At 62.2% G+C, this 18,025-nt stretch carries 21 protein-coding genes and 1 pseudogene; 11 read left to right on the top strand and 11 right to left on the bottom strand.

Annotated features, from left to right (window positions below; all coding sequences use genetic code 11):
• Positions 1-13: 13 nt before the first annotated feature.
• Positions 14-478: a DUF5330 domain-containing protein gene (locus tag GH983_RS04855; RefSeq protein WP_153761788.1), complete on the bottom strand. Its 465-nt coding sequence runs from the start codon at positions 476-478 to the stop codon at positions 14-16.
• 500 nt (positions 479-978) lie between these two features.
• Here GH983_RS04855 and GH983_RS04860 point away from each other — a divergent pair, with 500 nt between their 5' ends.
• Positions 979-2,478, top strand: a complete 1,500-nt coding sequence (locus GH983_RS04860) for a HAMP domain-containing sensor histidine kinase (RefSeq protein ID WP_083229719.1) — start codon at positions 979-981, stop codon at positions 2,476-2,478.
• Positions 2,450-3,460, top strand: coding sequence for a peptidoglycan-binding protein (locus tag GH983_RS04865; protein ID WP_054149838.1), 1,011 nt, complete (start codon positions 2,450-2,452; stop codon positions 3,458-3,460). Before GH983_RS04860 ends, GH983_RS04865 begins: the two co-directional genes overlap by 29 nt.
• A gap of 27 nt (positions 3,461-3,487) precedes the next feature.
• On the opposite strand, the gene GH983_RS04870 is transcribed toward GH983_RS04865, so the two are convergent.
• Positions 3,488-4,468 carry a glycosyltransferase gene (locus tag GH983_RS04870; protein WP_153761789.1) on the bottom strand — a complete coding sequence of 327 codons (981 nt, stop codon included), beginning with the start codon at positions 4,466-4,468 and terminating at the stop codon, positions 3,488-3,490.
• Positions 4,469-4,659: 191 nt separating this feature from the next.
• Between GH983_RS04870 and GH983_RS04875 the strand changes: the two genes are divergently transcribed.
• The 4 genes from GH983_RS04875 (at position 4,660) to GH983_RS04890 (ending at position 7,508) form a co-directional block, all read left to right on the top strand.
• Positions 4,660-6,120, top strand: a complete 1,461-nt coding sequence (locus GH983_RS04875; protein ID WP_371418432.1) for a methyl-accepting chemotaxis protein — start codon at positions 4,660-4,662, stop codon at positions 6,118-6,120.
• A gap of 167 nt (positions 6,121-6,287) precedes the next feature.
• Complete coding sequence (locus GH983_RS04880; RefSeq protein WP_054149836.1) at positions 6,288-6,611, top strand: type II toxin-antitoxin system PrlF family antitoxin; 324 nt, start codon at positions 6,288-6,290, stop codon at positions 6,609-6,611.
• Entirely contained in the window at positions 6,604-7,110 is a 507-nt protein-coding gene (locus GH983_RS04885; RefSeq protein ID WP_153761790.1) for a type II toxin-antitoxin system YhaV family toxin, read from the top strand. Before GH983_RS04880 ends, GH983_RS04885 begins: the two co-directional genes overlap by 8 nt.
• A 50-nt stretch (positions 7,111-7,160) precedes the next feature.
• On the top strand, positions 7,161-7,508 hold the full coding sequence (locus tag GH983_RS04890) for a DUF1491 family protein (RefSeq protein ID WP_054149834.1): 348 nt from the start codon (positions 7,161-7,163) through the stop codon (positions 7,506-7,508).
• 150 nt (positions 7,509-7,658) lie between these two features.
• Here GH983_RS04890 and GH983_RS04895 read toward each other — a convergent pair whose 3' ends face one another.
• Complete coding sequence (locus GH983_RS04895) at positions 7,659-8,810, bottom strand: DUF2336 domain-containing protein (RefSeq protein WP_246727503.1); 1,152 nt, start codon at positions 8,808-8,810, stop codon at positions 7,659-7,661.
• Between the two features lie 325 nt (positions 8,811-9,135).
• Between GH983_RS04895 and GH983_RS04900 the strand changes: the two genes are divergently transcribed.
• Both GH983_RS04900 and GH983_RS04905 read left to right on the top strand, forming a co-directional pair.
• On the top strand, positions 9,136-9,348 hold the full coding sequence (locus tag GH983_RS04900) for a hypothetical protein (RefSeq protein ID WP_054149833.1): 213 nt from the start codon (positions 9,136-9,138) through the stop codon (positions 9,346-9,348).
• A 220-nt stretch (positions 9,349-9,568) separates the two neighbouring features.
• On the top strand, positions 9,569-10,507 hold the full coding sequence (locus GH983_RS04905; protein ID WP_153761791.1) for an HD-GYP domain-containing protein: 939 nt from the start codon (positions 9,569-9,571) through the stop codon (positions 10,505-10,507).
• Between the two features lie 7 nt (positions 10,508-10,514).
• Here the strand turns inward: GH983_RS04905 and GH983_RS04910 are convergent, their stop codons facing one another.
• From GH983_RS04910 to GH983_RS04940, 7 genes and pseudogenes are all read right to left on the bottom strand, one after another.
• Complete coding sequence (locus GH983_RS04910; RefSeq protein ID WP_153761792.1) at positions 10,515-11,066, bottom strand: DUF1254 domain-containing protein; 552 nt, start codon at positions 11,064-11,066, stop codon at positions 10,515-10,517.
• A complete protein-coding gene (locus tag GH983_RS04915; RefSeq protein ID WP_054149830.1) occupies positions 11,063-11,647 on the bottom strand; it encodes a DUF1214 domain-containing protein in 585 nt (194 codons plus the stop codon). Before GH983_RS04915 ends, GH983_RS04910 begins: the two co-directional genes overlap by 4 nt.
• A 176-nt stretch (positions 11,648-11,823) precedes the next feature.
• Positions 11,824-12,147, bottom strand: a complete 324-nt coding sequence (locus GH983_RS04920; RefSeq protein WP_054149829.1) for a DNA-binding transcriptional regulator — start codon at positions 12,145-12,147, stop codon at positions 11,824-11,826.
• Positions 12,137-12,499, bottom strand: a pseudogene (locus GH983_RS04925) (type II toxin-antitoxin system RelE/ParE family toxin). Before GH983_RS04925 ends, GH983_RS04920 begins: the two are co-directional and overlap by 11 nt.
• A gap of 238 nt (positions 12,500-12,737) precedes the next feature.
• On the bottom strand, positions 12,738-13,115 hold the full coding sequence (locus GH983_RS04930) for a PH domain-containing protein (RefSeq protein ID WP_054149827.1): 378 nt from the start codon (positions 13,113-13,115) through the stop codon (positions 12,738-12,740).
• A 78-nt stretch (positions 13,116-13,193) separates the two neighbouring features.
• Entirely contained in the window at positions 13,194-13,730 is a 537-nt protein-coding gene (locus tag GH983_RS04935; protein ID WP_153761793.1) for a glyoxalase superfamily protein, read from the bottom strand.
• Positions 13,731-13,968: 238 nt separating this feature from the next.
• Positions 13,969-14,448 carry a DUF3833 family protein gene (locus GH983_RS04940; protein ID WP_054149825.1) on the bottom strand — a complete coding sequence of 160 codons (480 nt, stop codon included), beginning with the start codon at positions 14,446-14,448 and terminating at the stop codon, positions 13,969-13,971.
• 153 nt (positions 14,449-14,601) lie between these two features.
• Here GH983_RS04940 and GH983_RS04945 point away from each other — a divergent pair, with 153 nt between their 5' ends.
• Positions 14,602-15,495, top strand: coding sequence for an NAD(P)-dependent oxidoreductase (locus GH983_RS04945; RefSeq protein WP_153761794.1), 894 nt, complete (start codon positions 14,602-14,604; stop codon positions 15,493-15,495).
• A 236-nt stretch (positions 15,496-15,731) separates the two neighbouring features.
• Positions 15,732-15,998 (top strand): hypothetical protein, encoded by a 267-nt coding sequence (locus GH983_RS04950; protein WP_153761795.1) that lies wholly within the window; start codon positions 15,732-15,734, stop codon positions 15,996-15,998.
• Between the two features lie 3 nt (positions 15,999-16,001).
• On the opposite strand, the gene GH983_RS04955 is transcribed toward GH983_RS04950, so the two are convergent.
• Positions 16,002-16,688, bottom strand: a complete 687-nt coding sequence (locus GH983_RS04955) for a hypothetical protein (protein WP_054149822.1) — start codon at positions 16,686-16,688, stop codon at positions 16,002-16,004.
• Positions 16,689-17,147: 459 nt separating this feature from the next.
• Between GH983_RS04955 and GH983_RS04960 the strand changes: the two genes are divergently transcribed.
• On the top strand, positions 17,148-17,927 hold the full coding sequence (locus GH983_RS04960) for a class I SAM-dependent methyltransferase (RefSeq protein WP_153761796.1): 780 nt from the start codon (positions 17,148-17,150) through the stop codon (positions 17,925-17,927).
• Positions 17,928-18,025 lie beyond the last annotated feature (98 nt).

The following is an 18,025-nucleotide window of genomic DNA, read 5'->3' on the forward strand; positions in this document are numbered from 1 at the left end:
GCGCCTCAAGCCCTCAGGGCTTCGGCGGCTGGTAGGGTTTCGGCAGATGCTTCGGCCGTTCCGTCGGTGTCACCGTGCCGGTGATAACGGGCGCTTCGGTTTCGGCACTGACGAGCTGCGGGCTCTCGACGTGAGGCCTGATGATCTCGACTGCGCCACTCTTCGGCGTCTGGATCTCATCGGCCACAACTGCCGTGCCCTCATCGGTGAACTGCTGGTCGAGCAGCTGGTAGGCGACGAGCGCCCCTTCGCGGGCACGCTGACCGAGCGCCTGGAAAGTCTGGGCACCCTTTTCGCAAACCTCGGGCTTCTCGACGCAGAGCGAGGTGACATACTCATAGGCACCGCTTGCGGCGGTGATGGCGGCACCCATGTCGAAGCTGGCGCCATCCTTTTCCTCTGCAGGCGGGGCCGCGAGGAAGGACAGTGCGACAAGCGTCGCGGTACAATAGAAAGTTCCCTTGATCAGAAACCACATGGTCTTCACCAAATCCCTGTTGCCGGTCTTTGCCGGAACGGTCCGGGTTTCTCCCCGAACTCGTGAATTCCACCCTAGGTTTGATTCGCCAAAATCGATTTGCGAAAGACGGTCGGTTTTGATGCGAATTCGACTAAAATTTGAGTGATCTCCCCATTTCGGGACGCGTCCGTAAAACTTTAGCGGTCACCGTTAAGCATAAATGTGGCGCTGGCCCCGCAATCCACCGCTTTTGGCCTGGTGGCGCCGACACAAATCTTAACGGCCATCAGAAAACTTGAATGATTTCAGTGCTTACGCCTCGTTAACCATGATTTGGAAAGCCTCGTTCGGCTGTCCTGTTTCGGGTCAGAACGGCTGAGCGGAGGCCCTTCCGGGGCCCTGCCTTATCTATTCCTTAAGCGCGTCGGCCTATCCTCAGACCCATAAATCAGATGAACCGGTCGCGGATTTCTGGCGTGGTTGTATTGCGTAAAATGTCGGCTGCACTGACGGTAAAGATGGACGGGCTCCTGGCCCGCCTTCTGGTGCGTCATGCTGTCGGCCGTCCGGTCGACCGGGCCGAGATCGTCGCCTTGCGCCGCCTGACCCTTGCTGTTCTGCCCGCGGTCGTCGCCGTGCCCGCCATCCTCACTCTGGTCTTTGGCGTTGCGACCGGCCTGCCGATCGGTTTTGCCCTCGTCACCGCTCTTTATCTGCTCGCAGCCCTGGCGCTGGTCTCGGGCCTTCGCCTTGGAAGCGAGCAGGACGAGGCCGAGACGGCGATCGCCACCACCACGGCCGACCCTTATGAATACTGCCCCGGCCTGTTCCTGACACTCGACGCGACCGGCATCGTCCGCGCGGCCGGTGGTCGTGACCGCCAGATGTTCCTGTCTTTCCTGCGCGAGCCGCTGTCGCGTGCCTTTGTCGAACAGGTGCATGTCTCCGACCGTCTGGCCTTCGTCCAGGCGCTCGACGAGCTGCGCCTCGGTGCCGATGTCGTAGTAACCGATCTCAGGCTCGATCGCCCGGTGATCGGCCTCGATCAGGCACAGTTCCTCAATGTCCGTCTCGACATGACCGCCGTCCGCTCCGACGATGGCACGCTTGCCGGTGTCCGCGCCCAGATGCTCGATATCGAAGGCGAGATGCTGATGCGCGACGAGGTGGCTCGCAAGGAAGAAGAGGCAAGCGCCGCCCACGAGATCAAGAGCCGCTTCCTCGCTGCCGTCAGCCATGAGATGCGCACGCCGCTCAACGCCATCCTCGGCTTTTCCGATATCCTGGCCGGTGAATATTTCGGCAAGCTCGAAAACGACCGCCAGCGCGAATATGTCCAGCTGATCCGCCAGTCCGGCGCGCACCTGCTCTCTGTCGTCAACACCATGCTCGACATGTCGAAGATCGAGGCCGGCCGCTACGAACTGATGCTCGAGGATGTCGATCTCGCGCAGTCGCTGACCGAATGCGAACGCATGCTTTCGCTGCAGGCCCAGACCAAGGGCGTCAAGCTGAGCAGCCGTCTGCCCAAGGGCCTCGGCGAGATCTCGGCCGATGGCCGGGCACTGCGCCAGATCGTCATCAACCTCGTCGGCAATGCCATCAAGTTCACCGATGCCGGTGGCGCCGTGAACATCGATGCCACAAGACAGGGCAACGAAGTCACGATCAGCATCAGCGATACAGGTATCGGCATCTCGCCGGACAAGATGGCGCTGATCGGTCGCCCGTTTACACAAGTGCAGAACGATCTCAATCGCAACTACGAGGGTTCCGGCCTTGGGCTTTCGCTGGTAAAGGGATTGACGGCTCTCCATGGCGGCACGTTCAGGATCGAAAGCCGAGCAGGCGAGGGCACCGTGGTCCTGGTGACGCTGCCGGCGGACGGTTCGGGCGCCAGGGCTGCCCGTGAAACGAACATGGTCGAATTCCCGCCGCGCCTTGCCGAAGCGGGGAGTGATCTGACAAGGGGTGGGAAAGCACCGGGGCATGACGAAGCGAAAGCGAAAATCGCCTGAGAAGAAGAAGGCGGGCTCAAAGGTCCTCCTGGTTCTCTCGACGGGCGCTGGCGCCCTTGCGCGGCTTGCCGGACGTCATCCGCGCGCCGTGGGTGGCGCCTTCTGCTTTACGCTGGTCTTCGGAACGATCGCCGCCAATGCCCTCTGGTATCAGCCTGGCCAGCATCCCTCGCCATTCCTGCGCACCCGCGATGCTGCCGATTTTAGCGTACTCGCCGGCACGCCGCGTAGCCCGCTGTTGAGCGAGCAGGACGCAGAAAACGTAACCACCTTCCGCATCGAACGCGAAAAGCCGGGCAGCGAGGCGGCGCCCTCGGATACGACCAATGCCCGCCCGGCGACCGCACCGGCTCAAACCGCGACATCAGTCTCTCCCGTGCCCGCCAGCCTTCCCGCCAATGCCGCGGAAACGGCGGGTCTCATTCGCCAGGTCCAGAGTGAACTCCTGCGCCGCGGCCTCTATGATGGCGATGCCGACGGTGTCATCGGGCCGCGCACCGAGACCGCGATTGCCATCTTCCAGAAAACCGTCGGCATGGAGGCCAACGGGCTCGTGACGCCGGAACTCCTGGCGGCGCTGACGCTTGATCGCGGCATCACCGCCGCCGTTCCGGCGCAGCGCCCGGTGATGGATGTGGATGCGCCAGGCGAAGACCCGGTTGCCGCCGCGATCCGCAGCGCTGAAACCCAGGTTGTCACCGCGCCGCGGCGTCCGGTGACAGCCACCCAGCCGGTTCCACCGAAAACCGTCGAACCGACGGCCCCGCCGCCGGTCCAGCAAGCGAACTTCGATCCGGGCCTCGTCATGGAAATCCAGCGTGGCCTCTCCAACATGGCCTACAAGAACATCCGCATCGATGGCGTGCCCGGCGAAGACACCCGTGCCGCCATCCGACGCTTCGAGCGCCACTACCAGCTGCCGGAAACCGGCGAGCCGAGCGCGGCGGTCCTGAAGAAGCTCAAGGCCATCGGTGCCTTGTGATCATGTGCCCCTGAAGCGACGGCGGCTTTAGTCCGTCCACGGCAGCAAGCCCTGATGTGGCGCGGCTGGCGCCGTGAAGCTTGTCGAATGCAGGCTCTCCCCCGCCTCGATGCGTTCGTAGAGAGACAGATAGCGCGCGGTCATGCGCTCCGCCGTGAAGTTCTCCTGGAAATGCTGATGGATCGCCGCGCGGTCGAACCGCCCGATATCCCGTATTGCCTCCGCCAGCACGTCGCCCTTGTCCGACAGGCAACCCACATGCCGCGGTACCAGTTCCGGCAGGGAACCGTAAGGCGTGGCAAAGACGGGCAGGCCGAAATACATCGCCTCGATCACCGCAAGCCCGAAAGGTTCGTGCCAGCGCACCGGGAAGAGCAGGCCAGCAGATCGCCCGAGAACGTCAGCCTTGCCCGCATCATCGACCATGCCGTGGAAACGAGCATTGGGATCGAGCGTCAGGCGCAGCCCCATTTTCAGGTTCAGGCGATACCCTCCGAGCACATCAAGCCGCCGCCCGGCCTTGCGGGCGACCCGGATCGCGCCTCGCACATTCTTCACCTTCCAGGCCGCCTTGGCGAGAAAGGCGAGGGACTTACCGCCATGGCCAAGGTCCGGCTCGGGATAGACGCGCGGATCGAGCCCGTTATGCACGAAGGCCGTGCCGCCATGGCGCGCGGCATGGTCGGCAGAGACGAAGATCGAGTTGCGGTGCAGCCTGGCACCGGCCGCATTGCCATGGATCGTCTGACAGGCCTTGCCGTCGAAATCCGGATCGAGCCCGATATGACTGTGAAAGACATCCGCCTCACGCGGGATCTGCGCCTCGAGCGGCCGAGCGGGCTCGATGACGGTGAGCGGCCCATAGTGCCAGGTCGAGCCCGCCGGCCCCAGGAGCCCGATCACATGACCCTTTTCCGCAAGCGCGCGGCCAAGCCAGGCGATGATGCGTTCCGTCCCGCCGTAACGCAGCGCGGGAATGCGGGTATGAGTGGCGAGGACAATGTGCATGGCAGCCCTGGTTCACGTTTCCGTGATTTAGCATGCCGGATCGGTGTCCGACAATTCTCCAACGCCATGTGCGGATGGCTTTCGACCAGCGCTCCCTGAAACTTTAGTCTAGGTGAGTTCTCGTGGTGCCTAAAGAAAGGCCTCATTAATCATACAGATGTTAGCATCCGTCGATTGGAGGAGGATGATCCATGACTGCAGCGATGAACGCGCGCTACGATGATGACCAGCAGGATGTGGCGGAGACCCCGCGTCCACCGGAAATCGATGCTGCCACCTTGCGCGGCATAGTCCAGCGCCTGGCCGAAGAGGCCTCGACGCTCGGCGTCGATCTCGTTGATATCGCTGGAGCGATCCAGGACGTGGCCGGCATTTCCAAACGCCATGCGGTGACCTTCGACGGCATTACCCGAACAGCGCTGTCGATCGCCGAAACCAATCGCGATGTCGCAAGCTCCCTGCGCGAAACGGATCAGACTGCGGGCGAAGCCCGCCGGATGCTGACCGACAGCGCGACCCGCCTGACCGGCGCCATCGACAAGATCGACCACATGGTCGAGACATCAGAGGAAATCGGCACAGAGATCGGCAGCTTCTCCCAGTCGCTCGCCGAGGTCGACAAGGTCGCCGAAGAGATCGGCACGATCGCCCGGCAGACCAATCTCCTGGCGCTGAATGCCGCGATCGAAGCTGCCCGTGCGGGCGAAGCCGGCAAGGGTTTTGCCGTAGTTGCAGCCGAAGTCCGCGCGCTCGCGCTGCAGACGTCCCAGGCGACCGGTGCCATCCAGGAAACCCTGAACCAGATCCGCCAGAAGATCGTCCGCCTGAACGATGCCGGCCGTGGTGCGACCGCCAGCGCCCGCGACGTGCGCGAGACCTCCCAGGCGATGAACCACTCCTTCTCCGCCATGGAGCAGGTCATCACCCGCATTCTCGACGGCTCCTCTGCGATGGCCCAGACGACCGACCGGGTCGATCGCCAGTGCTCGGAATTCGTCGCGACCTTGAGCGACATGTCCGCCGAAGTCCGCCAGTCCGACCATCACCTGCAGCAGACCGCAGGCCGTGTGGACAAGGTGGTGGCTCTCTCGGAAACGCTGATCCAGCTGACCGCAAGTGCCGGCATCCGCACGGCCGACAGTGACTGGATCGACACCGCCGTCGATGTTGCCGCCCGCATTTCCCACGCCTTCCAGCAGGGCGTCGACAGCGGCCGGATCCGTACGGCCGACCTTTTCGATCGCAATTATCGTCCGATCCCGGGAACTGATCCTGTGCAGATGATGACCGGTTTCACCGATTTCACCGACCAGGTCCTGCCCGGAATCATCGAGCCGGTTGCCGCCTCGTCGGACCGTATCGGCTTCTGTGCCGCCGTCGACGAAAACGGCTACCTGCCGACCCACAACAAGAAGTTCTCGGCGCCACAGCGCCCGGGCGACACGGTGTGGAACACCGCCAACTGCCGCAACCGCCGCATCTTCAATGACCGCGTCGGCCTCGCCGCCGGCCGCTCCACCGCCCCCTTCCTCGTCCAGACCTATCGTCGCGACATGGGCGGCGGCAATTTCGTCCTGATGAAGGACATCTCCGCCCCGATCTTCGTCGCCGGAAGGCATTGGGGTGGGCTGCGGCTGGCGGTGAAGGTGTAATCGTCCGATTGCAGTTGGCAACGATTGATCAAGATCGGCGTGTGCCTGGGCCAGGGAAACCCAAGTAGATGCAGCGTATCGGTCTTCTCAGTCGGATCGCCTTTTCATTGTCTTGCGCAGGCAATGCAGATGCATTACTTTGAGCCTTGTTTCCTGCGAGGCCGGCGATGACTATGCGACCCGACGAGATTTCGAAGCTCACCGACCGGTACCAGACGACGGTGCCGACGGGAGTGCGCAAGCAGTTGCAGCTTCGTAAGGGCGACCAGATCCGTTATCGTACCGATGCGAGCGGTCGGGTGTATATCGAAGCCATGGCTGAGGAGCGCGATCCGGCCCTCGGCTCATTCCTGGATCTTCTGGAACGAGACGTGATGGATCATCCCGAACGGCTGAAGCCGATGGAGGGAGCGCTGGTGCAGCGGATCGGAGCGCTGGTCGGAGATATCGCCGTCGATCTCGACGCGCCTCTGTCGCCCGAAGATGAGTGAAGTCCGCGCGCCCTTCGCCGCCAACGGCTGGGCCATCTATGCTCACCCGCTCTTTCTCGATCAGTTGATGACCCTCACGGACGAAGTCGAAGTGCGCAAGCGCCGTGACCCGGAGACTTGGCGTCGGAAGAATGCCTCGAAACGGCTGGCCGCCATCCTCAAGCTCGTGACGACCGATATCCCGGCCGATCCGGGCGCCCCGCAATTCCGTCAGGGTGACACGCTGGGCAGTCACCGCAAACACTGGTTCCGGGCAAAGTTCTTCCAGCAATACAGGCTGTTCTTTCGCTTCGACAGCAGCCGAAAGATCATCGTTTTCGTCTGGGTCAACGATGAAGATACACTTCGCGCCTACGGCAGTCGATCCGATGCCTATTCGGTCTTCAAGGGCATGCTCGACAATGGGCATCCGCCAGACGATTTCGATGCGGTCCTGAAAGAGGCCAAAGGGGCAGCCGCTCGCTTTGCGCAATTGATAAGGCCGGTCAACGAATCCTGAGCCCCTTCCAACCCTCGACGCCGCCCGCGCAATCCCCTAAACCCTTGCCCATGCGCATTCGCTCCGACATCTTCGTCTCCGCACTCACCCGTCGCGTCTTCTCCGACGGCGGTTATGCCGCTGTTGTCGCCAAGGGCTCGGAGGCCTCGGGAGCGGTCTTCGTGCGCCAGCGCTTCCGCGATGGTCTGGAGACACTGTATGGCCCAGCCCCTCAGGCCATGATCGATGACGAGACACGCGACGACCGCGTATTCGAGCCCCGCCTCGTTCGTGCCGAACCCGAGACCGTGGAGGCTCTGATCGCGCGTGAACAGAAGTTCGACAGTGACCTCTGGCTGGTCGAGATCGAGGTGGAGGATCTCGGTACATACCTGACACTGGCGGATACGAAGGATTGAGCGGCCAACAAGGCGACATTCCACCCTCCCCTTGAGGGGAGGGTCGGCGCAAAGCGCCGGGGTGGGGTGACCGCCGATGGCGGCTGCGAAAACCCACAAACAGGCACGACTATTGCCTACTGCCTGCTGCCTACCGCCTATATCCTGGGTCTACCGCTTGCGCGCCCTGAGCACCTGCCGCCCATGCTCGTCGCCCACGGGCTGACGCTTGGGGGCGGCCTGGTTGGCAGCGGCAAGCGGGATGCCGCTTGGTGCCGCCGGGTGCTCAACGCCGTCACGCACCTCGGCCTGCATCTCGTCGCCGGCAAAGGTATAGCGGTCGGCACGGATCCAGCTGTCGATCCGGGCTTCGGCCTGGTCCGGGTCAATGCCGAACAGGAGGCTCTCCGCCCGGCTTGCCCCATTCTCGCGACGCGCGAGATGCGGGTAGATGTGCTCCAGGATGAAGATCGCCTCGCGATCCTCCATGGCAACGCCGGCAAGCGTCGTTGCGAGCTGACGCCCGGAAATGTCGAGCAGGACGCGCTCGGCAAGCCAGCGGCTCGAGGTCAGCATGTCGGCGAGCGTCGTGGCAAAGAAGCCACCGTCGTGGGTGCGGGCAAAGCGGACGAGCAGGGCGGTCTGCACCAGCGTCGCCTGGCGTCGGCCGAGCCGATCGCTGCGGGGCGGCCGCTGCTGAGCGGCCATACGCTTGATCGTCTGGCGCAGCGCCTCTTCGCGGCTCTCTGCTGCAGGCTCGGCCACAGCGTCTGATGCGGCGCCCGGCAGGTCGCGCATCTCGAGATCTGCCATCACGGTGTCGAAGCTCGAAGCCGGCATCTTGGCCGCCTGCAGAGGCTGCATTTCCGGTGTCTGCTCATCTGCCTTCACCTTTTCCGGTCGCGGCGGCAGGGCATGGCGCAGCGACACCAGCGCGTCGATGACCGTCGGCGACAGCCGCTCACGCTTGACGATGGCGCGGGCATGGTCGGCGCCTTGCGTGCGCGCGATCATGATCAGCATGTCGTCGGAGAGTGCCGGAGAGGAGGCGAGAAAGGGGGCGGCAACCGAAATCGGCTGAGAGGCGATGAAGGCGGCTACGGAGAGCGGCAGGTTCGGGCTCTGCGACAGGGCCGCGACAGCTTCCCGACGCGCTTCGGCAGAGGATCCGGCAAACAGTGGCTGAAACAGCTCGGCAAATTGTCGGAGTTCCGACTTGCCGGGAAAGGAGAGCGCCTGGAAACTCGTGACCGTGGCCATCAGAACGACATCCTTGTTCCGCGCGCCGGCTGGCCTTTCAAGCTCCCTGAACTGTTCGCTCACGACTACCCACTCCAACGCAATACAGATGTGTGCGAGATTAGAACGAATTTGTTAGCAAGCTGTTAACTAACCTATGGCTTCTTGTGGACAGGCGGATGGTCAAGTCAGAAGATTCGCCGCATGTTTCTGATATTAGGCATATGCGTACCCCGTTTCGTGGGGTGAACCGCGACAGGGGGAACGCGTCGGAGAAAGGCGCAGATGACCCTGGTTTGTGTGAGACTTTCCGCAGCATGAACCGGATTGTGCCGGCCCTCGTAAATGGAGGGCAGGGCGAGATGACCCTCTCGACCCTCTCGATCTTTCTTCTCGAAAGGAGACGAGCATGGCGGATATCATCAGGATTTCGGACCGGCTGAACCCCTCGCGCCGCTCGGCAGGCACGCGTGAGCATAAGGCGGAGATCCTCTTCTTCACCGGCATCCGCTACGAGCGGCTGGATCCCAACGCCATCTGGCCGCGGGTGGAATTGCCGACCTTGCCGGCTCTACCGTCACCAAAGGGACCTTTTTTTGGACCCGACCGCCGGCCTTGCTGAGCAAGATCCTCTTATCATTCTCCGTTGCCGGTCATCGTCCGGCCTTCTACGGCTGTTCGCTGTTCCGCGATCCAGGCCAAGTCGTCAATCCGATTCCAGCGATTCACCGGTTGTAAATCGTTTAAGTAGGATAAGATAAAATAAGAAGTCGTGGCAGGACGCCGCGATCAACCGCTGCCCCTCGGTACGGGCGCCTATTGCGGAGCCAGGTCGACGGCCCATGCTGATGAAGATTGCCAAGGATCGCATTCGCAAGGGAATGTTCATTGAAAGCGTCGCGTGCCCCAGCCAGGAATTCCCAAGACGCCGCTTCGTCCTGAAAACGGACAAGGACATCACGGCGATCCTCGCCTCCTCCGCGACCAACGTATCGATCAATCTCAGCCTTGGTGTTGATCTGGACGGACGCAAACCCGCTGTCGCCCCTGCAACGGCCAAATCCGCAACAGGCGATCGCGCCCGCAGGGAAGCCGTGCGCGGGACGGTCAGCCAATCGGCAAGTGCGCTGCGCTCCAGCCTCCGCGATATCGTGTCCGGCCGCTCCCTCGACATGTCCGAGCTGTCACGCGCCGCAGATGACAATGGCGAACTCTGGTCCGACAGCACCGCGATCGCTCTGGAGGTGACCCGCCTCAAGAGCAAGGACGAGACCACCTATGTCCACTCGCTCGCCGTCAGCGGTTTGATGACGCTTCTCGGACGCTCATTGCAGATGGACGATGAAACGGTGCGCATCCTCGGTGTCGCCGGCATAATGCACGATATCGGCAAGCTGCTGATCCCGAACGAAATCCTCAACAAGCCCGGCAATCTGACGGACCGCGAGCGCGTGGTCATCCGCAGCCACCCGGAGGCGGGTTACCAGCTTCTGAAGTCCTATCCGGAGATCCCACAAGTTGTTCTCGACGTCTGCCGCCTGCATCATGAGGTTCTCGATGGTTCCGGCTATCCGCTCGGTCTGAAGCAGAAGGACTTGAGCCTGCCCGTTCAACTGAGCGCGGTCTGCGATGTCTTCGAGGCCCTGACATCCGTGCGTCCCTACAAGCGTCCCTGGTCGACATCACAGGCGCTCGACTGGATGTTTGCCCGTCCCCATCATTTCGATCGCAAGATGGTCATCCGTTTGGGCAGCGTGCTCAGCGACGGGCCGATCGGCTAAGACTTGTTCAGCGCCCGGTAAACGGCATGCATTCCGCATCGGCGAGAAACGCCGTGGCATCCGCCTCATAGCTTGCCTGCGGCGCCAGTACCCGCAGAACCACATAGCCTTCCATGCCCGGATGCTCGACCAGGATGGTTTCGGCGAGCGCCGCGATCGGCGTCTTGCGGAGCTGCGCCACCTGCACCGGGGTCGCGACCAGCACGTCGAGATCGCCGGCAACGGAGGTGCGGTCGTTCATCGAGAAGACTTCGTTGGCGTCCCGGTCGTAGATCGCGACCGACCAGAAATCGACGCCGCCGCCAAGGGCAATGAGGGATAGCGGCTGGCGGGCAATGTCGAAATGGCAGACCGCGACCCGAAGATAAGGATCGAGGTTCGACAGGCCCACCGCATCGGGCGCAGCTGACAGCGGGTGGAAGACAAAGGGTGAGCCTTCGGCTGTCACCCTTGTATAGGCGTCGCGTCCGGTGAAATGCGGCACGCCGAGTATGATGATGATGTGCAGGAGCACCGCACCGAAGAAACCGGTCAGGATGGCATAGAGAAGCTTGCTCATTGGCCACATCCGATCTGCTCGATGACCGGCATGGCAAGACCGGACAGGCCCGTCGAGGCGGCCGCCGGGGTGTCTAGCAGTGTCAGCACCAGCTGGAATGAGCCGGCATCGGGGATTGCGAGCCAGTTTCCGGATTTTGCCGTGCGCGAGATCGTGATGTCGAATGTCCCGTCACGGCGCCTGAGAACAGTCTGGGAATTCTTCGCCGCCGGAAGTTCGGGACCTGCATCCAGGGGATTGCCGTCGGCATCGGCGGCATAAAGCGTCCACAGCCTCGCCGTGGGTGTGCGCCCGCTCATCCGGTAGGAGCAGGTCCCCGTCAGCGTCAACCCGTCCTTGTCGCGAGAGGCGGTGAACTGCAGCCCTTCGGCAGACCCGTAAAGCAGCCGCCCGCCCTTGGCCCGGTGCGCCTTGGCATAAGGATCGGCAGACGCCGTCTGCGCCGCCGGAAACGCCCGCCATCCGGCCACCTCGATGGCCCCGAACCCGACCGACGCATTCAACATCGACAACGCCGACAGGATCCCGCCTCCGAAGGCGATGACGAGCGCAGTGGCGACGATGAGGGGAACACGAAACACGGGCGGGTCGAGACCTTCGGCAATGCAGGCGCATTCGCGCCGGGCGGCAGTGCCCGAGGGGTATCACTGATTCGGGAGTGAGGGAAGTTTGGGGCGGGAGGGGGCGGAACTTGACACAGCCGTTGCTGCACGTCGCACCGAGTGTCTTTCGTCCCCTCAGTTCGGAACGCTTACTGTCACACCAGAACTCCAATCCCGTGCTTCTCTACGATTGCGAGAAGCTTCAGGGCCGGGCCACTGGGGCGTTTCGAGCCATTTTCCCATTTCTGCACGGTAGAGGGGCTGATGTTGAGATAACGGGCAAAAACCGGTTGGCTTACATGGTTGCGCTCGCGCAGCGCCTTGATGGCATCCGGCGACATGGCGTCCGGAACAACTAGGCAGGTCTCGTCAAATCGGCGCATCGTCTGCTTGTCAATGGTGCCTGCTTCCAGCATGCCTGCAACGGCGCTGTGAATCGCCTCGAATGCGTCAGACTTATAGTCCGCTTTAGCTGTCATTGCAGATCTCCGTTATTGCACCGCTCTCCAATTCCGCTGCTATATCGTCCGTCGTCTTGCGGCGGTAAAGCATGGCCAGTGAACGAAAAGCCTTGAGCTCGTCGTCATCGATGTTCGCCCTGTCCTGCTTCGCAAACAGGTAGGCGAACACCCAGAATTCGCCCGCCTTGGTCAGAAGAATTGCGCGGTGCCTGTTGTCGTCCAACCGCTTCTTGAATACGCCGCCGCTCAGATCATCGGCTTGCCCGCGAACGGTCTGAACAACAGCTTAGCATAGAGCCAAATCATCGATCCGGGCTTTCCGTGCCGCTCTAGCAAACCATGCCGTCTTGAACACCCGATATGATGTCATCAGCTAGCACCTGGTGCAATAGATCTCAAGCCGGCAATGAGCAATTCCGCCAATGAGCAGTGTAGATGTGTCGTGAGGAAGTGCAACTGCAGATATGAGTCTGCTGTCCTTCAGCATTATCGGCCGCTCATCCGCCGCCTGAGCTAGAGAGGGGCGGCACCTGTCTCTGCTTGGAAGGAAGACAAGATACGGGCGCTGGTAGACAGCTTGGTGAATAAAGGTCCGAGCTCCCGTTCGCCTACCGCAACACCCCCGCCGCCAGCGCTCGCTGGATGCCTCTGACATCCGTGCCCTTCTTCAAGGTCTTGGTCACCGGTTCATGGCTGCCCGACACCCAGATCTTCAGCTCGCTGTCTAGGTCGAAGGTGCCCGCGGTTTCGACGGAAAAGCGGGTGATGGCGCGGTAGGGGACGGACATGTAGTCGACCTTCGAGCCGGTAATGCCCTGCACGTCGATCAGGATCAGCCGCTTGTCAGTGAAGACAAAGACGTCGCGGATGACACGGAAAGCGAGCGAAACCCGCTCGCCGTCGATCAACACGCCATCCAGCCGTTTGGCGAGATCGGAAGGATCGACGCTCGATCCATGGCCCAGCAATCCGTCGAACAAACCCATTGTGATCCTCCATCTGTGGTTAGAGCGGAGATGGGAAGGGGCGGCGACGCGGTCAAGGTAGAGGCGCGCGCTCTGCCCTCACACCCGCTCGCAAAAGGCAATGCGGTTGCTGAACGGATCCGTCACCGTCATCTGAAGCCCCCATGGCGCGTCCTCCAGCCCCGGTTTGAGGTAGCGATAGTCCTTGACCGTCAGATCCGCATGGAAGCTCTTCACGCCCCGCATCCAGGTGAAGGCCTTGGCGCCGGGCGAGGCATCACCCGCGTGCTCCGACAGGTGCAGCACGCAAGCGCCACGCGACACCTGGCAGTAGAGCGGAAAATTCTCGCCGAAGCGATGTTCGAAGTCGACGGTGAAGCCGAGATAGTCGCGGTAGAATTCCATCGCCTTGTCGACATCGAAAATGCGGAAAATCGGGATAGGCGGCTCGAAAGAGATCTTGGCCGGCGGCGTCTCTCCAGCCTCAATCCGGGCCGCTAGGATGTTCCATTGTTCGAAGCCCAGCTGTCTTGCGACGAGTTCCAGGGCCTGGGAATGGCTGATCTCGAGATTGCTCTTGGCCAGCTCCGCCTTTAGCGATCTGGCCATCAGTTTGGCGTCACGCACGTCGCGCATCGTCGTCCCTCCGCAGTGGCAAACGGTCCGATCAGTGTCCGCATCTGCTGATCCGTCGCCACCATTTGAAAGGGCAAGGATAAGGACGTCGTTTCGTGATGCGTTCACCATCGCGCTCTGGAATAAGCGCCGCGGAGCGGCAGGCTGCATCGGCCAGATCCGAGACTAGCAGAGCCTGACCGCATGACAAGAGTATGGGACTGGCAGAGCGTCAAGCCTGCCTCCGACTTTCGGGCGACTACCCCACCTTCTCGTAAAATGCCTCCAGCGTCGCCACCTCCACGCCGAGCTTGGTGAGCGAGGCATGCACGCTCATGTGGCGTTCGTCATGCAGGATGAACCAGTCGTCGAAACCGAACCGCGTCTTCGAACCATCGGCATCCGGCACGTCGCGGGCATATTGCCAGCGGAAGGCGCAGCCGGCCTGTTCGCCCTCAGCCGTGCCGTCGATCAGCGTTTCGCGGCCCTCATAGCGGTTTTCGCCACGCTTCAGGATCGTCCAGTTGAGCGTGTCGGAATGACCGTCGTCGAAGAAATAGTCTTCCGTCAGCGACAGCACATTGGCGCTCGTATCGAAGCGCCCGCGGGCGTCGATCGTGAACCGGTTCTGGAAGCCGCCGAGGCGACCGATGGTCATCCCATAGCCGCGCAGCGTGCCCGAGAAAAACTCCTCCAGAATGAACCTGGGCTCTCTGTCTGCAAAATCCTCGAGTTTCAAGGCATCTCTCCTGGTTTGCCGATTGGTCCGGTGAAACACGAGGGAGGCGGCTCCGGTTCCCTTGGGGTTCAAAGACGCACTTTGGCCCCTTACGCTTTTGCCTCCGCCGCGCTATCTGGTCGTCAGACAACCCAATCCACGAGGAGGATCACCATGGGCAAGCGGATCGTATTCACCGGCGGCAGCGGCAAGGCGGGGCGCCATGTCGTGCCCTATCTCTTGGACAAGGGCCACAAGGTGCTGAATGTCGACCGCGCCGTGCTCGACGTGCCGGGCGTGCACACGCTCCTGACGGACGTCACCGATGCCGGTGAGGTCTTCAACGCGCTCTCCTGCCATTTCGGCTATGAGGGCTATGAAGAAGCGGGCGGCCCGAAGCCGGCCGATGCTGTCGTGCATTTCGCAGCGGTTCCCCGCATCTTGATGCATCCTGACAACAAGACCTTCGCGGAAAACACCGTCTCGACCTACAACGTCATCGAGTCTGCCGCAAAGCTCGGCATCAAGAAGGTGATCATCGCCTCTTCCGAGACCACCTATGGCGTCTGCTTCGCCGAAGGCGACAAGGATTACAAGGAATTCCCCCTGACCGAGGAGTATGACGTCGATCCGATGGACTCTTACGGCCTGTCCAAGGTCGTCAACGAAAAGACCGCCCGCGCTTTTGCCATGCGGTTCGGCATCGATGTCTACGCGCTGCGCATCGGCAATGTCATTTCGCCTGAGGACTATGCAAACTTCCCCGGCTACCTCGCCGATCCGCCATGCCGCAAGCGCAATGCCTGGGCCTATATCGATGCCCGCGATCTCGGCCAGATCGTCGACCTCTGCGTGGCAAAGGACGGCCTCGGTTTCCAGGTCTTCAACGCCGTCAACGACACGATCACCGCGACCGTGCCGACCCGCGAATTCCTCGCCAAATGGGCGCCGAACACGCCGATCACGGGTGAGATCGACGGCTTCGACGCGCCGCTGTCGAACCGAAAGATCCGCGAGTTGCTCGGCTTCAAGGAAGAGCACGACTGGCGGAAATACGTGAAGGTTTGAGACGACCTCGCGCCGTGCGAAGAAGGGCATGCGCACGGCGCGACAGCCGCTGACACCCAGGTCGCGTCCCCATCGGCGCATAAGGTGGGGAACGCTCATTGCCTGTAAATTTTTACGGGTAAAATCCTAAATTGGTGGATGAAATGCGCGGGTTTTTCACATATGAGGAATATAGAAAAACCCTTCATTTCTAGGGTTCATGGACGGCCCAAAGAACAGTCATGCACGAAAAGCGCATGGAAATCGCCAATTGCGCGCAGATCGAAGTGCGCGGCCAGAGCTTCGTCACCTTCGATGTGGCGATGCAGGGTCACGTGATCTCGACGATTGATGCGCCGTTGCTGTCGGGGCGCATCCTCTGGTCCCACGCGGCGATCCATGGCTATCGAGATTTCGATCCGCGGGAACGCACGGAGTTGGAAGTCGAGGTCGGCCGCATTTTGATTGGCGACAATACCGCAGAAAACGGCGAGCGGGACGAACGCCCTGTCAGCTGGCACTGATCATCAACCCGGCGCAATCCAGCGCGGCAGTTGCAGCGCCACACCGACCGCCAAGGCAAGAGCGGTCGTGATCGCCACGAAAAAGGCGAGCAGAAACAGCCCCGTCGCCCGGGCGCTGCCGATCCCCAGATCGCGGCGGAACCAGCGGATTTCCGCCTGCCCATACCAGACGACCGCACCGACGAAGACGGCCGCCGCATAGGCGGTACCTCGCTCCCCCGGTATGGCCAGAAAATCAACCGAAAGACCGACCAGGAAGACGAAGGGCGCAGCCACATAGCACTGACTGAAGAAGGGCGGCCGCAGCGTCGACCGCTTCAGGATCAGCCTTTTGTGCAGAATCAGCGTCACGGCCATGACCATCGGAAAGATCCCGAAGATGACGCCGCGCACGATGAGCAGGTTGGAGAAGGAATGGGTGAGTGCGGTGACCTCCGTCGGCGAGGCCACGGAAGGAAATGCCGTCGACAGAGCCTGCGAAAGCAACAGCGTGATCAGGAGAAACAGGGGCGGGCTGATCGTATCGTCATACTGGTCTTCCGGCCGGTCCTCCAGCTCGTCATCGGCATAGCGCATCATGCTGAGCGGCTGGGTGAAGGCGCGCCAGAAGGTCATCGGATAGAAGACTAGCCAGGAAACGAGCTCGTAGAGCAGTTCCTCCAGCGACTTCAACAGCCTCATGAAATCCATGCATATTCCCTAAGTGACCTGTGGCGACCGAACGCCCTTGGCTGGTCGCACGCGACGATGCCAGCCGCAAAGAGAGGGCGCAAGACCGGCGCGACAAACCCGCCGCACCCGGTCCACCTGCAGCCCGGACTCGAACCTTGCCTTACTTGCCCATTCCCAAGCCCGGCAGTGGGCTTGCCCTCGTCCTGAGGCGGGAGCGAAACGGCCCTCGAAGGACGAGAGCGGATGGCAAAGCGGAGGCCTCGATCCTTCGAGGCCTCGCCTTGTGAGGGCACCTCAGGATGAGGGTGGAGATCGCCCGCGAAGCGGCGCGTGGAGGTGAGCACGCCTCAGACATGCTCAAGCGGCCACCCACCCCGGAACTTTGCTCCAGCGCTTCCCCGCAAGGGCAGGGTCCGCCCTTGAGAATCGCCCCACCACCTGCCAGTGTCGCGCGGTTCGAAACCTGCCGGAGACCGAATGCTCGCCCTTTTCCGCAAGACGCCGATCCTCGGCGCGCTTCTCGCCCAGGTCGTCGCCCTGCCGGTGGTGGCCACCGTGACAGCGCCGCTGTCGACCTCGGTCGAGCGCCTGCCGCTGATCGCGATCGCGCTCGTGCTCCAGGGCGCGCTTGCCGCACTGATCTGTGCGCTTCTGCGCCTTCCGCGCTGGTGGCTGCTGATCGCCTTCCTCTTTCCGCTCGCCATGGGCTCGGTCATGCTGCTCGGCAATCTGCCGGCCTGGCCCTTCGGCCTTGCCTTCCTCCTACTGGCGCTGGTCTTTTCCAACACCACCCGCGGCCGCGTGCCGCTCTATCTCACCAACCCCGAAACAGCCTCGGTCTTGAAGGACATGATGCGCGATCGTGGCGCGACCCGCATGCTCGACCTCGGCTGCGGCCTTGGCGGCGTGGTCCGCGCGCTGGACGGCGAGGGAAGGCGGGCGCGCGGTGTGGAGAACGCGCCGGCCGTCTATCTCGCAGCCCGCCTCATGTCGCGTATCTCGGGCAAGGGCGAGATCCGCCGTGGCGATCTCTGGAAGACGAATGTCGCGCAGGAAGACTTGGTCTATGCCTTCCTCTCGCCCGCCCCCATGGCCGCCCTCTGGCAGAAGCTGTCCAGCGAAATGAAGCCTGGCAGCCTCTTCGTCTCCAACAGTTTTCCCGTGCCGGATGTCGATCCCGACGAGATCTGGGAACTGTCCGATGCCCGCAAGACACGGCTCTTCCTCTATCCGATCGGCAAGGCGCAGGAGGGGTGAGGTCTTGCCTTCTGCCCACAGGCGGGGAGAAGCGGACCAAAGGCCGGATGAGGGCAGGGGACGCCAGGGTCAGCCGTATCCAGCACCGTTGGCGCCTC

Source organism: Agrobacterium sp. MA01, assembly GCF_009650195.1.
In the GTDB taxonomy this organism is placed as follows: domain Bacteria; phylum Pseudomonadota; class Alphaproteobacteria; order Rhizobiales; family Rhizobiaceae; genus Allorhizobium.

What these genes read in the sequence shown, in the direction of transcription:
- GH983_RS04955 (WP_054149822.1), bottom strand. Translation starts at nt 16,688, where the DNA reads ATGGATTTCATGAGGCTGTTGAAGTCGCTGGAGGAACTGCTCTACGAG.
- GH983_RS04935 (WP_153761793.1), bottom strand. Translation starts at nt 13,730, where the DNA reads ATGCGCGACGTGCGTGACGCCAAACTGATGGCCAGATCGCTAAAGGCG.
- GH983_RS04920 (WP_054149829.1), bottom strand. Translation starts at nt 12,147, where the DNA reads ATGACAGCTAAAGCGGACTATAAGTCTGACGCATTCGAGGCGATTCAC.
- GH983_RS04885 (WP_153761790.1), top strand. Translation starts at nt 6,604, where the DNA reads ATGAGTGAAGTCCGCGCGCCCTTCGCCGCCAACGGCTGGGCCATCTAT.
- GH983_RS04890 (WP_054149834.1), top strand. Translation starts at nt 7,161, where the DNA reads ATGCGCATTCGCTCCGACATCTTCGTCTCCGCACTCACCCGTCGCGTC.
- GH983_RS04930 (WP_054149827.1), bottom strand. Translation starts at nt 13,115, where the DNA reads ATGGGTTTGTTCGACGGATTGCTGGGCCATGGATCGAGCGTCGATCCT.
- GH983_RS04945 (WP_153761794.1), top strand. Translation starts at nt 14,602, where the DNA reads ATGGGCAAGCGGATCGTATTCACCGGCGGCAGCGGCAAGGCGGGGCGC.
- GH983_RS04860 (WP_083229719.1), top strand. Translation starts at nt 979, where the DNA reads ATGGACGGGCTCCTGGCCCGCCTTCTGGTGCGTCATGCTGTCGGCCGT.
- GH983_RS04900 (WP_054149833.1), top strand. Translation starts at nt 9,136, where the DNA reads ATGGCGGATATCATCAGGATTTCGGACCGGCTGAACCCCTCGCGCCGC.
- GH983_RS04865 (WP_054149838.1), top strand. Translation starts at nt 2,450, where the DNA reads ATGACGAAGCGAAAGCGAAAATCGCCTGAGAAGAAGAAGGCGGGCTCA.
- GH983_RS04855 (WP_153761788.1), bottom strand. Translation starts at nt 478, where the DNA reads ATGTGGTTTCTGATCAAGGGAACTTTCTATTGTACCGCGACGCTTGTC.
- GH983_RS04880 (WP_054149836.1), top strand. Translation starts at nt 6,288, where the DNA reads ATGACTATGCGACCCGACGAGATTTCGAAGCTCACCGACCGGTACCAG.
- GH983_RS04960 (WP_153761796.1), top strand. Translation starts at nt 17,148, where the DNA reads ATGCTCGCCCTTTTCCGCAAGACGCCGATCCTCGGCGCGCTTCTCGCC.
- GH983_RS04910 (WP_153761792.1), bottom strand. Translation starts at nt 11,066, where the DNA reads ATGAGCAAGCTTCTCTATGCCATCCTGACCGGTTTCTTCGGTGCGGTG.
- GH983_RS04875 (WP_371418432.1), top strand. Translation starts at nt 4,660, where the DNA reads ATGACTGCAGCGATGAACGCGCGCTACGATGATGACCAGCAGGATGTG.
- GH983_RS04905 (WP_153761791.1), top strand. Translation starts at nt 9,569, where the DNA reads ATGCTGATGAAGATTGCCAAGGATCGCATTCGCAAGGGAATGTTCATT.
- GH983_RS04870 (WP_153761789.1), bottom strand. Translation starts at nt 4,468, where the DNA reads ATGCACATTGTCCTCGCCACTCATACCCGCATTCCCGCGCTGCGTTAC.
- GH983_RS04950 (WP_153761795.1), top strand. Translation starts at nt 15,732, where the DNA reads ATGGAAATCGCCAATTGCGCGCAGATCGAAGTGCGCGGCCAGAGCTTC.